We start from the raw sequence: 13342 nt of genomic DNA, 5'->3' as shown, positions 1-13342 counted from the left end.
ATCGCGCCACGATAGGCGGGCCGCCGTCGCTATGCCAGCTTCATGAAGGGGTAGGCAGGCAAGCCCCGCATGCTTTTCCCCTTGGGACTGCTTGATCCGGCGATGGTGCTGGCGCATGGGGCCCGCATGTCGATGCTTTCGCGCCCCGCCTCGTCCCATCCGCAGCCGCGCGCCCTGGGTGCCTGGCTGCTCGTCGTCGCGACCCTCGTCTTCCTGATCGTGGTCGTGGGCGGGATCACGCGCATCACCGAATCCGGCCTGTCGATCACCGAGTGGAAGCCGATCAGCGGGATATTGCCGCCCCTCGACGACGCGCAATGGGCGGCCGAATTCGACAATTACAAGCAGATCCCGCAATATACCGCCTTCAACCTCCATATGACGCTGGACGGCTTCAAGGAGATATTCTTCTGGGAATATGTCCACCGGCTGCTCGCGCGCGGCATTGGTGCGGTGCTCGCGGTAGTGATGCTGGTGGCCTGGTGGCGGCGCGCTATCCCCGCCGGCTATGGCTGGCGCATGATCGGCATCTTCGCGCTGGGCGGCATGCAAGGCGCGATCGGCTGGTGGATGGTCTATTCGGGCCTGTCCGAACGCACCGAGGTCAGCCACATCCGGCTGGCGGTGCACCTGCTGGCGGCCCTCACCATCTTCTCGGCCCTGGTGTGGACGGCGCTCGACCTGTTCCGGCTGGCGCGCAATCCCGCCGCCCGCCCCGCGCGACCGGCGGCCATCGGCCTGGTCGCGCTCGGCATCCTCGCGGTGCAGATCATGCTCGGCGCCTTCGTCGCGGGCCTGCGCGCCGGCTATGCTTTCTCGACCTGGCCGAAGATGGGCGAGGAGTGGTTTCCGCAGGGGGGCTGGAACGCGGTGCTCGGCCTCGCCAATCTCTGGGACAATCCGGTCGTCGTCCAGTTCATCCACCGCTGGTGGGCCTGGATCGCCGCGATCGCCGCGCTGCTGCTCGCCCGGCGTGCCAAGGCTGCAGGCGTCAAGGGCCCGGTTCACGCGGTCGCCACCTTCCTGGTGCTGCAGATTCTGCTGGGCGTCGCCACCCTGCTGACCGGCGTCGACATCGCCGTGGCAGTAGCGCACCAGGGCGTCGCGGTGCTGCTGCTGGCCAGCTTGCTATGGGCAACGCACGGCCTCGACAAGATCAAGGTATCATAGTACCACTTTAATTCAGGCCCATTTTGCTTGACTCAATTGGCCTCTCCGCGCATTAGCGCTCCGTCAACGCCGCCTCCCCGAGGGGCGGCGTCGTTCATTTCGGAACGAACGAAACAGAAGGTCCCAGGCCCATGAAGGCGCTCATGAAGACCACCAAGATGGCGACCCCCGCCACGGTGGAAAAGAAGTGGCATCTGATCGATGCGGAAGGGCTGGTCGTCGGCCGCGTCGCCTCGATCATCGCCAACATCCTGCGCGGCAAGAACAAGCCGAGCTACACCCCGTTCCTCGATTGCGGCGACAACGTCGTCGTGATCAACGCGGACAAGGTCCGCTTCACGGGCCGCAAGCTGACGCAGAAGGTCTATTATCGCCACACCGGCTATGCCGGCGGCATCAAGGAAGCCCGCGCCGACAAGATCCTGGGCGGCCGCTTCCCTGAGCGCGTCCTGGAAAAGGCCGTCGAGCGGATGATCCCGCGCGGCCCGCTGGGTCGCCAGCAGATGCGCAACCTGCGCATCTTCGCCGGCACCGAGCATCCGCATGGCGCACAGAATCCCGAGGTTCTCGACATCGCTTCGATGAACCGCAAGAACAAGGTGGGCGCATAATGTCCGATAACCGCCAGTCGCTTTCCGACCTCGCCGCGCTGACCGGCGCGGCCGCCGCCCCGGCTGCTCCGGCTGCCGCTGCTCCCGCCACCGAAGCCGGTGACGTCGCCGAAGTCGCCGCTCCGGTCTCGCACCAGCCGACCACGCCGCTGCGTGCGCAGGAACTGGACGCCTATGGCCGCGCCTATGCGACCGGCCGTCGTAAGGACGCCGTCGCCCGCGTGTGGCTGAAGCCGGGCACCGGCAAGGTCATCGTCAATGGCCGCGACCAGGAAGTCTATTTCGCACGCCCGACGCTGCGTCTCGTCATCAACCAGCCTTTCTCGGTCGCCGGCCGCGAAGGTCAGTATGACGTCATCGCCACCGTCAAGGGCGGCGGCCTCTCCGGCCAGGCCGGTGCGGTCAAGCATGGCATCAGCCAGGCGCTCACCAAGTATGAGCCGATCCTGCGCGCGCCCGTCAAGGCCGCCGGCTTCCTGACCCGCGACAGCCGCGCGGTCGAGCGTAAGAAGTACGGCAAGGCGAAGGCTCGCCGCAGCTTCCAGTTCTCGAAGCGCTGATCCGGATCTTTTCGGAACCGAACAAGGGGGTCGCCGGCAACGGCGGCCCCCTTTTTGTTCGGCCAGATCGCTGCAACCGCGCCGGTTCGTGAACAGTTGTAAAATCGATCAGAGTTACGACCTTTGGTCATTTCCCCGATGATATCCTTTGCGGTAGAGAGGCTGCACGCCGGGTGTTGATCGGCGCTTATGTGGAGTGAAGGCGATGAAGCGGTTCGTGGCTCTGATGATAGCGGTATCGACGGCGACCTCGGCCTTTGCGCAGGTCGATGGGAGCGCGGCCGTCAATCCGTCCACGGCCGTCGAGCTCGGCAAGGCCGCCCCGCACCAGATGGCGGGCCCGGTCCATATCCGCTTCCGCAAGGCGAGCGACATCAAGCTGGTCGCCGGAACCGACGAGACCGAGGTTCGCCGCGAACTCGCCTATCACGCCGCGCAGGGCTCCGAGCGCGCCGACGACTGATCCCATCGGGCGGGGGCCGGGATCTGCCCCCGACCCAGCCCTCCCATCAGGATTTGGGCCCATCAGGATTTCGGCCCATCAGGATTTGGGCTTGGTGTAGGGCACGAAATTGCCCAGCCCGATGGTACCGCTCTGGAATCGCGTCCCCGGATCGAGCAGGCGGACGATATCGACGTTGCACAGGTCGGGGCTGCGCGTGTCGGTCACCAGCACGTCGTTGCGATCGAGAAAATTGGCGCCGTTGACCGGGCGGTTGACGTACCAGGTCCGCCCCGCCTTGTAGACGATCGCGGTCCGCTCGAAGATTTCGGTGGACTGGATCTGCCGCTGCGGGATGCAGTTGACCGGCTTGCCCGCAACACGACCTTCCAGCGTCTTCGCCAGCCGCGCTTCGGGAGCGGGCCGCGCCGCCAAGGCCGGCATGGTCGAACCCATCAACAGAACGCCGATAAGGCACAGTTTAACGCGCATCGAAACACCTCCATGACTGCGGTCAATATGCGGTTCAGCAAATGAACCTTCAATGAGCAGACGCACACGGCGATCTGTTTCCTTGACCCCAAATGAACGGGGGAACCGGCCAGTAATTCGTCCGTTGGCGCCTTGAATCGAAGGAAGGAGTACTGCCATGAACAGGTTCGCGATTATTGGCAGCGCCGCTTTGCTCTCGCTCGGTGTCGCTGCCCCTGCCTCGGCGCAAAGCGCCAATCATATCCTGCGCGGTGCCGGCATCGGCGCGGCGGGCGGCGTGATCGCCGGCGCGATCATCCCGGGTCTCTCGGTCGGCGAAGGTGCGCTTGTCGGCGGTGCCGGCGGCGTGCTTTATAACACGCTGATAAACAAGGAGCGCCGGACCTATCGCAGCCGCAGCTATCGTTCGCCGCGCAGCAGCACGAGCCGGGCTTACAGCGCGGCGCCTGCTGCGCCCGCCTACCGATCGTACCGCGCCAACTGACGCGAAGCCGCTTATGAGGCCGATCGCCGCCGCCGCGTTTCTCGCGGTCGTGGCGGCGGCCCTTTCGCCCATACAGGCCATGGCGGCGCAGAAGCCGCCTCTGTCCGGCGAATTGCGGCTCGATATGGACGCGCCGATCATCACCCTTTCGATCGGCGACGTCCCGCTCCGATTGCGCGTCTCGTTCAACCAGAAACGGCTGATCGAATTGAACCCCGACGCCGTCCGCCGCATCGAGGCCGACCCTCCCAGGAGCGGCTTCGCCTTCCAGAGCGGCTTCGACGCCCTGGTAGGCCGCGAAAGACTGCGCGGGGTGCAGGCTGCAGCCAAGGTCAGGATCAACGGACGCAAGATGATCGTCACCCTCGCCTCCCATGGCCGCGACTGCTGCAAGGGCGTCGATGGCGAGATCGGCCTGGGGCTGCTTCCCTATGAGACCATCATCATGGACAGGAAGGTCGGTATCTCCGCCGAGACACGCACCCTGCGCTACGACCTCGACGACCACCCCGCTCACGGCCCCCAGGCGCGCCAGACGGTCGGCGCCGACGCGATCTTCGTGCAATTCTCGCTGGAGCAGCATCGCACCGTCGCCACCGGGTCGGCCGGCGCGATTCTTGCGCGCGCGCACGACGGGCGGCTCGACGATGCGGGCGAGGTGGAGGCGGCGTTCGGCATCAAGCGCCCGGCCTCGACGCTCAGCTTCGCGACACCCGCCAATGTCGGAGGTTTCGCCTATGACGCGCTGATCGTCCGCACCGCCGATTTCGGGGGCGCCGAACAATATCCGCGCGACCCGGACAAGGCGGGCGACATCCTGGTCGAGCGCCGCGTGCCGCAGCAGGAGGCCTGGCCCGCCGTCTTGATCGGCCGCGACCGGCTCGACAACTGCGACCGGGCGGAGATCGACCGGCGCATCAACCAGCTCAGCCTGCGCTGCGCCGCGAACTGATCCGATGACCAGCTGATCCGATGAAGAACCGCCTGTCCCGCCTCGCCCTCGCGCTCTGCTGCCTCGTCAGCGCCTCGACGCCGGTGCTCGGGCGCGGGACCGACCTCAACGCCCGCGTCTTCGACCGCGCCTGGTCGATCGTCGCCGACCGCTATTGGGACCGCGCGATGGGCGGCAATGACTGGGACGCGATCCGCGACCGCTTCTACCCTCAGGCCCTGGCCGCAAAGGACGAGCGGCAGCTTTATGCCGTCGTCAACCGCATGCTCGACCAGCTCGACGACAGCCATGTCTATGCGACCAGCCCCGGCCAGATCCGCTGGGAAAAGGAGCCGCCCGAGGAGCGCGACCTGCCCCCCGCCCGCGCCGCGACGAGGATCGAGGGCGGGATATTGCTGATCACGCTCAACCAGTTCGATGGCGGCGACGACACATGGCTGCGCGATGAGATCGCCCGGGCCCCTGCCCTGCGCGGCGTCATCCTCGACCTGCGCGACAATCTGGGCGGGCGCGACGACATTCTCGACAAGATCGCCGGCCTGTTCACCGACCGCAGGCAGCTGCTGATCCGGTTGTACGGCCGCCGCGAGATCGAGGAATATACGCGCGGCGCCGGCTCGCGCTCCTATCTCGGCCCGCTCGCCGTGATCGTCGGCCCCGACACCGCCAGCGCCGCCGAAATCCTCGCCTTCTTCCTCACCGAAAGCGGCCGCGCGATCTCGGTCGGGCAGAAGACCGCGGGGGCGGTGACCGGCGGGGTCGAACATGGCCTGCCCGGCGGCGGCATGCTGACCGTCGCCGAATATGACATCCGCACCGCCAACGGCACGAGGCTCGAGGGGCGCGGCTTCACCCCGCGCCACATCGTCCCCGTCGCTCGCAAGCCGGTGGACGCCGCGCTGAGGAAGGCCATCGCCCTGCTCTCGGCCGCACCGCCACGCTGATCCGGCCCCACCCACCCGCCATCGGCGCTTGAACCGGCGGCGCGGCCGTGCTTGTGCGGGCCATGGCCATCCGATCCCTGTTCGTCACCCGCATCTATGACGCCCTTGTCGAGGACGAGAGTCTGCTCGCCGAGCTCGACCATTCGGTCCGCTCGCTCGCGGCCGACGACCGCGCTGGCAAGGCCTGGTCGAAGGAGAAGGGCTATCGCGGCTACACCTCCTATGCGTCGCTGGGCGATCTGCCCGCGCGCGACCCGGCCTTTGCCGACCTGGCGAAGATCCTGAACCGCCATGTCGCGCGCTTCGCCGAAGAGTTGCACCTCGATCTCGGCCGCAAGCTCCGCCTCGACAGCCTGTGGGTCAATCTGATGAAGCCCGGCGGCACCCATTCGGGGCATATCCACCCGCACAGCGCCATTTCCGGCACCTTCTACGTCGCCGTCCCCGAAGGATCGGGCGGGCTGAAGTTCGAGGATCCGCGCCTGCCGCTGATGATGGCCGCCCCGCCCCGCCGCCCCGACGCGCCCGAGGAGGACCGCGCCTTCGTCTATGCCGAGCCGAAGCCCGGCATGATCCTGCTGTGGGAAAGCTGGCTGCGCCACGAAGTGCCGCCCAATGGGGCGAAGGGCGACCGGATCAGCATCAGCTTCAACTATAGCTGAGGCCCCGCTGCCCCATAGCCACGCGCCCTGACGCGCCACTCGACAGCCCCGCCATTTTCGGCTTCGCTATCGGTGAAGGCAGCACGGCGAGCAGGGACAGCTTCATGGACATCGATCGACGGACGCTCTTGGGCAGTGGCCTCGCCCTGACGCTGGCGGGCTGCGCGCATGAGACGGGCCGGCCGGGGGCCGAGGCATCGGCGACGAGCGAGGCGCTGGCTGCGATCGAGCGCCGCGCGGGCGGGCGGCTGGGCGCCTATATCCTCGATCCGGTCAGCGGGCGCGGCGCCGGCTGGCGCGCCGACGACCGGTTCGCGCAGTGCAGCGCGTTCAAACTGTCGCTCGCCGCGATGATGTTGGCAGGCGCCGAGCGCGGGCAGATCGACCTGGCGGAGACGCTGCGCTGGACCGAGGCCGACCTCCTCTCGCACAGCCCGGTCACCCGCCCCGCCACCGCGACCGGCCTGACCGTCGAGGCGCTGGCGCGCGGCACGCTCGTCACCAGCGACAATCCGGCGGCCAATATCCTGCTGCGCCGCTTCGGCGGGCCCGAGGCACTGACCCGTTTCTGGCGCTCGATCGGCGACACCACGAGCCGCCTCGACCGCTACGAACCCGCGCTGAACGAGGTGCCCCCCGGCACCAGCCTCGACACCACCACCCCGCGCGCGATGGCGCAGACGGCAGCCGCCCTCCTCCTCGGCCCCACCCTCTCCCCCGCCGGCCGCGAAAAGCTCAAAGGCTGGATGCGCGAAACCGCCACCGGCCTCGACCGCCTCCGCGCCGGCTTCCCCACCGGCTGGGACGCCGGAGACAAGACCGGCACATGGACCGACCCCGAGCGGCGCATCTACGTCGACGTGGCGTTCGGGGGACCGGCGGGCGCGGTGCCGGTGATCGTGGCGGCCTATCATGAGACATGGGCGCCGTTTGCGGTGGGGAGTGGCGCGTCTGCGGGGGTGTTGGCGGAGGTGGGGCGGTTGGCGGTGGGGGTGGTTGGTCGGCGGTAAGGGGGCGGAAGGGATCTGATCGAATCCGGAGCGTCGGCAACGAGGAGAGGCGGAGTACCTATAATCGAGCCAATGACAAGGTCCCTGCCAATCTGGCATTGACAGACTTTGGTTGCGGAATGGCTGGATTTGGAACACTGGCCCGGAGTGAGTGGCGATCAGCGCCGCAGTACGCATCGCCGGCCCGCGTCTTCATCTCGAACGGTCCGCGCTAGGGTCGAACTTCTCGCTTACCGCGATTGGGTTGAAGGGCAAAGTCTTGGCAAGGCTTGGAGCGAACTACCCCCGCTATGAAGGATAGTGTATCGTTGCGTAGGGCAGTTCTGGATAATGTGATAAAATGAACCAGATCGATCCCGACCTTCTTGCAGCCGTCGACTGGTTGCGGTCCTTTATGCCTGCAGCCGATTGGTCCGATCGTCGCTCGGCGCTATTGGGCCGAATGGAGGGCGAGGCGCTGACGTCTTTTTGGATTCGCGATCCATCGGCGCTTCCCGAGGTCGGCGAAGATGTTTCGGGATTGATGCTCTTCATCGGTGAAGCGGCGTTGCAGCCGTCGGGCGGCGGTTGGTATGATCCAATGGCCGGCGCGCGCTATATCCCTCTACTGACCTCGATCGGACGCCGCCTCGGCTTGGCGCGTAGTATTGCCGGTATCGACGATCGCGCACGTCGAATGATGATCGAGGAGCGCTCGCAAGCGGATGCGGGCATGTTCGAGCTTCTTCTAGCGTTGTCCTATGCCGAGCAGGGATGGTCCGACATCAGCTTCATCCCTGAAACAAAGCGTCGGCGCTTGCCGGATTTCTCGGCCCGGCGATCGCGAAAGACCTGGTCGATCGAAGCGAAGCGCATGGGGGCGGGGCCGTATCGAGAAGCCGAGCGTGCGGCATTCCGCGCCCTATTCGAACCGGTCGCGCACATGGTCGCCGAGCGCCGGCGCTTTCTTGTCATCGACGTCGTCTTCGACAGCGAACTTCATGCCGTGCCGGCGAATTGGCTGGTCGAGACGATGGAACGCGCACTCAGGGTCGGTGGCCTACCGCTGGAGATGGCCGACGAATTCGGCCGGGTGAGCATCAGGCCGATCCTGACCCGGACGATCGACGAATTCCTTGAGCATGACTATCTCCTCTTCGGCGATGCGCGCTTCGTCGAACTGGCGCTCGGCGAATATGATTGGCATGTGAACCATCTCGTTGCCGGAGACTGCCCGCGTCACGAAAGATGGCCGCGCTATGCCGACGTCCTGGGCAGCTCGCTCCTCATCGGGCGGTGGATGTCGGTCGGCGAACGCGCGGTCGAGAAGCGCAGCCGCCACTTCCTCCGGCAGTTGAGCGATGCGACCGATCAGTTGCTCGACGATATGCCCGGTGCCGTGCATGTCGGCCTCGAAGCGCTCGACGGAGATTACACCGAGTTTCGCCGCGACGCGAAGATCCAGCAGCGGCTCGCAACATACGACGCGCGCGGCAAGCCGCTGGTGTGGATATATTGCCACCTTTTCCGGCCGCTCGTGCCGCCGGACGGCGGTTGGACATTCGACGAGACGACCTCCTTTTGGCGGCTGCGCCCGCACCGGTATCGCCACACGCTGCCGGCGCGTACAATCGTTCGCCCCCCCGGAGCACCGCTCCGCAAGGGCGGCCATTGGCGCCACGCGATAGACCGCGAGGATGACTGATGCGGCTTAGGCCGCCCTCTCAGATATCATGGACGAGGGTGGGGCATTGGACGCCGGCCAGCAATGCCTGGAGGCGCTCTGCCTTGCTCCTGGGAATTGCGATTGCCAATAATCGTTCGGCGCGGGAAGCGGCGACGTAGATCTTGCGTGCGTCTTCGTCGGCCGTCAGCGAGGACCCCTCAAGGCAGCCGAGAATATCTCCAGCCTTTTGATTGGTCAGAACGACGCAAACGGCCGGAAATTCGAGCCCCTTTGCCGAATGGATAGTGCGCGGCGGGCAGGCGGTGGCGGGCGCGCTGGCTAGGGCCGTGGAAAGGTCCGAGGTCGATCGCAGGCGCTGGGCGATCGATGACCCGCCGACCAGGCCGGGCGCGAGCACTCGCCGCGCTTGCTGGAGCCAGTCATCGGCGGTTTGCGGGGGCGTGAAGCGCAACGCATTTGCGATCGCGATGACGGCCGGCCGCCAACGCCCATCGTCGAGGCCGTTCGCGATGATATGCCGATGATAGTCGCCGGGCGCGCCGATATGCTGCTGCACCTGCAAGACCGTGCGATGGAGCGCCGCCAGCGCTTCGCGCCGGTTCCCCATGTTGAAAGCGAAATGATAGGCCATCGCGCTCTGGGCGAGCTGCAGGGTGAGGTGGCTCGTCTCCTGGAGGGTCGGGATACCGATCGCCTTGGCGGCGCTTGCCCGGCGCGATGAAAGGATCGGCGCACTGGCTGGGGCGATGCCGGCGGCCGCGATCAGCGAAACGAATTTGGGGCCGATCGCGGTGGAGACGCCGCTGCCGCGATAGGACAGGATATGGACGGGGGCGGTTTCCGACTTGTACCGGCCGAGCGCTATGTCGGCTGCCCCGCGCGATCGTGGCGGCCGGAGCGCCGCGATTGCCGCGCAGATCGCGGGAGAGGACCGGAAATTGCCCGTCATGGGAAGACGCTGTTCGGCGGTGAAGCGATCCTGGAATTTGACGAGCTCGCCGGTGACGCCACCGCGAAACTGGTAGATCGACTGATTAGGATCGCAGATGACCTTCACGCAGATCTTGTGATCGCGCAGCCATTGCACGACGTCGAGGTCGGCCGGATTGCAGTCCTGCGCCTCGTCGACGATGATCTCGCGGAAGCGTCCGGCCAGCGCCAGCCCGAGCCTGTCCGCGAAGATCTTATCCGCCATGCGATCGCGTACGCAGGCGCGGATGTCGTCGAAATCGACCTGGCCGCGTTTGAGAGCGTTGTTGAGCACCGAAAGGGCCGCACCCTCATAGGGCTTGGGACTTTTCCGGCTGGCATCGAAGCCATGCTTGCGGGCGAGCAGGGGATCGAGCTTCGCGGTCTTTCGGTCGAAGATGTTCAGCGGCAACGGGTGCATCGTCTGGTGAGGTTGGACGATCCAGTGCGCCTTGTCTGGAATGAGCTTGGGCGGGTCCTCGCATTCCGGCATCCCGAACGGTGCGATGAAAAATTGCCATAGAAAGCGATCGAAGGTGCCGATGAAGCTGGGGAAGAGCGGCGTCGGAAGCACGCCGAAGGTGCGTAGCCGCGCCTCCAGTTCCTCGACGGCGGCATTGGTGAAGGACAGGAAGGCGACCCCGCGCCGGTCGCTTTTTTCGCCAAGCAGGATACGCGCGCGCTCGACCATCGTCCGCGTCTTGCCGGCGCCTGGGCAAGCCGTCACGAAGGCTTCGCCGGGATGGAGAAAGATCGTCTTCTGCTCGTCGGTGGGCTCATAGGAGGATTTCACGAGGCGACCAGTTCCGTGATCGCGGTCCTCAGATAGACGGGCACGGTGAAGGTCGCGCCTTCCTCGATGCGCCGCGCAAGCAGTTGCGCGAAGTCGCCCTTGCGGACCGTCTTGAAGATGCCGTGGACCTTCCTGGCACGCTCGTCACCATCCAGCGCCATGGCGTTGCGCCACTTCTTCTTGGATTTGGGGTGCAGGGTCAGGAATACCTGTTCGAGGAGATCGCCATTGCCGGCCTCAATCAGCTCGGACTCGAGCGAATAGGTGCTCGCGATCGCGGTAAAATGCGCGCTCGCGCCAAGGTCTCGGACCAGCGCATCGAGCGCGGCCTTGCGCCGTGCTCCCGGGATGAGCCCGTCGACCGGTCCGGGGGGAGTTGAGGATCCAGGCGTATCGATCGCGTCCGCCGCGGGGGCCTCGCCCTGATCCTCGGCGTCTTCCTGTTCATCGTCTGCGTCGGCATCGTCCTTGTCCGAACTCACCTTGTCGCCATCGGTCACGACCACCACACGGTCGGCGATCCGGGCACCGTCCATCGCGGTCAGGAGGAGGGTGACATAGGGTGCGAAATCGACACCATCGATCGGCACGAATACCGCCGAGCGAAACAGGCGCAGCTTGTCCGCTTCATCCTTGAGTACATGATATTTGGCGATGACCGGCAGCAGCAGCGCTTCGGCGATTCCTTCGACGAGGAATGCGCGGCCGCCGAAGAGAAGAGCGGCCTTGGTGACGTCGAGATAGCGATCGACCTTGCGGCGCTCATATTCGTCGAGCGCCATCGAGGCGAGAGGGAGGCAGCGGGTCGATCGGCGCAGCGTTGCCGCCGCGATGGTGGTCGAGATCATATCGGCTCCAGCGGCACTGCCCTCGCTTTCTGGCTCGGCGTGCATCGTCTCGATGACCGCTATGTCGGCATCGGCCGGCTCGATCTTGTCATTCGACGTCTTCCTCCGATCGGCGGCGAGGACCGACTTGAACACGACGAGGTTGGAGCTGCTGACCCAAGCGGAAAGATTGGGCGAATGGGTGGCCACGACTACCTGAAGTTCGCCGGCGGGACCATCTTCGACAGCGGACGCGTGTCGCGATTGCTCGGCCTGGTCCTGCAGGAAGGATAGCACCGCGGCTTGAAGCTGCGGATGGAGATGGGCTTCCGGCTCTTCGACGAGGAACAGGGTGAGATCGGCGTTGCGGACCTTCTCCAGCTCGACCGCGATGATCGCCATGAACAGGAGATTGGCATAGCCATGCCCGGAATATCGCAAGTCCTGGGGATTGACGTCATGATCCGCGAGCCGGAAACGAAGGTCGCGGGCGATGTCGATGAGCGCCTCGTCGGAGGCGAAGCCCAGCGAGGCTGCCTGATGCCGCACGCCGGATGTAAGCGCTGACAGTCCTTTTTTTACGGCGTCGTCAACTTTACTAAGCACATCATGCTCGCGCGCGCGCGCTAGATCCTTGGCGAGGTCCGCTGCGGTGGTGCCGCCGAGAAAATGATTGAGCAGCGCCATTATCCGCGTCGGATTTCCGGACGCCAGCGAGCGCTTGGCGTCTCGAAGCGCGGGGAGATAGACATGCCGAACCATGTCGAGGCTGTTCGGTTCGGGCGCATTGCAATCGCGGCCGGCCCAAAAAAGCGGGCGGGCGCCAGGGCGTTCGCAATCGAACCGGAGCCCGAAACGCGCGGCGCTCATGTCATCGACGGCTGCGGATATCAGTCGGCCCTGCTGCCCGTGCGACAGCTCGGCGAGGTGGGCCTCGAGCTCGAAATGCCCCGCATCGCTCTGAAAGCGGCGATCGGCCTCCTCGCAATAGATTTCCCGCCTTCCGCTCAGGGGCGAGGTCAGCAGGCGCAGCGCATCGATCGCGTTGCTCTTTCCACCATTATTCTCGCCGACAAAGACCGTGAGATCTTTCTGAAGGTCGATGGTCCCGTGGTCGAATGACCGAAAACCCGCAAGCTTCAGCTGTTTCAGATACATGACTTCCCCCTCGCCGCAGTTTTCTAGCCTTCGTTTCGGTACCGACGATAGTTGATCTTTATCGGTTTTGATGTCCATCTCGCAAAAAACGAAGGCGAAGCGGCGTGGACAGGATGACGATCCAACATGTGTGGAACCAAGGGGATATTCCGGTAATCCTTCGCAGAACCGGATCGGGGCAGATGCTCAGAGTACGGATGCCTTTTGCGACGACGAACCGAGACTGGCTTCGAAATGGGCGGCGAGCGAAACCCAGTTGGATCGCGGGTGGAAAATATTGGGAGCTGCCCAAGGCTTGGTTCAACGACTTCGTCGAGCGTGCGCTCACCGACTTCGGCCAAGTCTATGTTGTCCAGCCCTATCGCGAGCAGGAAAAATGCTCTCCTTCCTGCCAGAATGCCGTCGGCCACGAATGCCAATGCTCCTGCATGGGGCGATATCATGGACAGGGCAATGACGGGTCTTGGTTCGAGGTGTCCGCCACGTTCTCGACGAGATGGAGCGAGCAAGACCTCGCCTGCCGCCTGATGACCGCAATTGGGGTGCAAAGCCGCCGCGACGATCTGAACCGCAAGGCGCTCCAACGCTTCACTTAAGTCAGC

Annotated in this window: 14 protein-coding genes; 11 read left to right on the top strand and 3 right to left on the bottom strand. The window is 65.3% G+C overall.

Going from position 1 to position 13342, the window contains the following annotated elements:
- The first annotated feature begins 69 nt into the window (after window positions 1–69).
- The 4 genes from ACNI3R_RS08780 (at window position 70) to ACNI3R_RS08765 (ending at window position 2804) form a co-directional block, all read left to right on the top strand.
- A complete protein-coding gene (locus ACNI3R_RS08780; RefSeq protein WP_426182104.1) occupies window positions 70–1170 on the top strand; it encodes a COX15/CtaA family protein in 1101 nt (366 codons plus the stop codon).
- Window positions 1171–1301: 131 nt separating this feature from the next.
- Window positions 1302–1781: a 50S ribosomal protein L13 gene (rplM, locus tag ACNI3R_RS08775; protein ID WP_426182101.1), complete on the top strand. Its 480-nt coding sequence runs from the start codon at window positions 1302–1304 to the stop codon at window positions 1779–1781.
- Complete coding sequence (rpsI, locus tag ACNI3R_RS08770) at window positions 1781–2341, top strand: 30S ribosomal protein S9 (RefSeq protein WP_426182099.1); 561 nt, start codon at window positions 1781–1783, stop codon at window positions 2339–2341. The genes rplM and rpsI overlap by 1 nt, the downstream gene beginning before the upstream one ends.
- 205 nt (window positions 2342–2546) lie before the next feature.
- Complete coding sequence (locus ACNI3R_RS08765; RefSeq protein WP_426182096.1) at window positions 2547–2804, top strand: hypothetical protein; 258 nt, start codon at window positions 2547–2549, stop codon at window positions 2802–2804.
- Window positions 2805–2882: 78 nt separating this feature from the next.
- Here the strand turns inward: ACNI3R_RS08765 and ACNI3R_RS08760 are convergent, their stop codons facing one another.
- The gene (locus tag ACNI3R_RS08760; protein ID WP_426182093.1) at window positions 2883–3275 is read right to left on the bottom strand and encodes a hypothetical protein; all 393 of its coding nucleotides are present in this window, start codon (window positions 3273–3275) and stop codon (window positions 2883–2885) included.
- A gap of 157 nt (window positions 3276–3432) precedes the next feature.
- Here ACNI3R_RS08760 and ACNI3R_RS08755 point away from each other — a divergent pair, with 157 nt between their 5' ends.
- From ACNI3R_RS08755 to ACNI3R_RS08730, 6 genes are all read left to right on the top strand, one after another.
- Complete coding sequence (locus ACNI3R_RS08755; protein WP_426182091.1) at window positions 3433–3759, top strand: hypothetical protein; 327 nt, start codon at window positions 3433–3435, stop codon at window positions 3757–3759.
- 13 nt (window positions 3760–3772) lie between these two features.
- The gene (locus ACNI3R_RS08750; RefSeq protein WP_426182088.1) at window positions 3773–4711 is read left to right on the top strand and encodes a hypothetical protein; all 939 of its coding nucleotides are present in this window, start codon (window positions 3773–3775) and stop codon (window positions 4709–4711) included.
- Window positions 4712–4731: 20 nt separating this feature from the next.
- Window positions 4732–5655 (top strand): S41 family peptidase, encoded by a 924-nt coding sequence (locus tag ACNI3R_RS08745; RefSeq protein WP_426182085.1) that lies wholly within the window; start codon window positions 4732–4734, stop codon window positions 5653–5655.
- Window positions 5656–5717: 62 nt separating this feature from the next.
- Window positions 5718–6317, top strand: a complete 600-nt coding sequence (locus ACNI3R_RS08740; RefSeq protein WP_426182082.1) for a TIGR02466 family protein — start codon at window positions 5718–5720, stop codon at window positions 6315–6317.
- 104 nt (window positions 6318–6421) lie between these two features.
- Complete coding sequence (gene bla, locus ACNI3R_RS08735; protein ID WP_426182080.1) at window positions 6422–7327, top strand: class A beta-lactamase; 906 nt, start codon at window positions 6422–6424, stop codon at window positions 7325–7327.
- A gap of 340 nt (window positions 7328–7667) precedes the next feature.
- Window positions 7668–9011 carry a hypothetical protein gene (locus ACNI3R_RS08730; RefSeq protein WP_426182077.1) on the top strand — a complete coding sequence of 448 codons (1344 nt, stop codon included), beginning with the start codon at window positions 7668–7670 and terminating at the stop codon, window positions 9009–9011.
- A gap of 19 nt (window positions 9012–9030) precedes the next feature.
- Here ACNI3R_RS08730 and ACNI3R_RS08725 read toward each other — a convergent pair whose 3' ends face one another.
- Together ACNI3R_RS08725 and ACNI3R_RS08720 are read right to left on the bottom strand one after the other, a co-directional pair.
- The gene (locus ACNI3R_RS08725; protein WP_426182074.1) at window positions 9031–10755 is read right to left on the bottom strand and encodes a UvrD-helicase domain-containing protein; all 1725 of its coding nucleotides are present in this window, start codon (window positions 10753–10755) and stop codon (window positions 9031–9033) included.
- A complete protein-coding gene (locus tag ACNI3R_RS08720) occupies window positions 10752–12740 on the bottom strand; it encodes an ATP-dependent nuclease (protein ID WP_426182071.1) in 1989 nt (662 codons plus the stop codon). Before ACNI3R_RS08720 ends, ACNI3R_RS08725 begins: the two co-directional genes overlap by 4 nt.
- Before the next feature lie 113 nt (window positions 12741–12853).
- On the opposite strand from ACNI3R_RS08720, the gene ACNI3R_RS08715 reads away from it, so the two are divergent.
- A complete protein-coding gene (locus ACNI3R_RS08715; protein WP_426182321.1) occupies window positions 12854–13336 on the top strand; it encodes a hypothetical protein in 483 nt (160 codons plus the stop codon).
- Window positions 13337–13342: the final 6 nt, after the last annotated feature.

Source organism: Rhizorhabdus antheiae (assembly GCF_049889055.1).
Classification (GTDB): Bacteria; Pseudomonadota; Alphaproteobacteria; order Sphingomonadales; family Sphingomonadaceae; genus Rhizorhabdus.
Note: the sequence above shows the minus strand (reverse complement) of the source record. Positions and strands in the feature narration are given on the sequence as shown.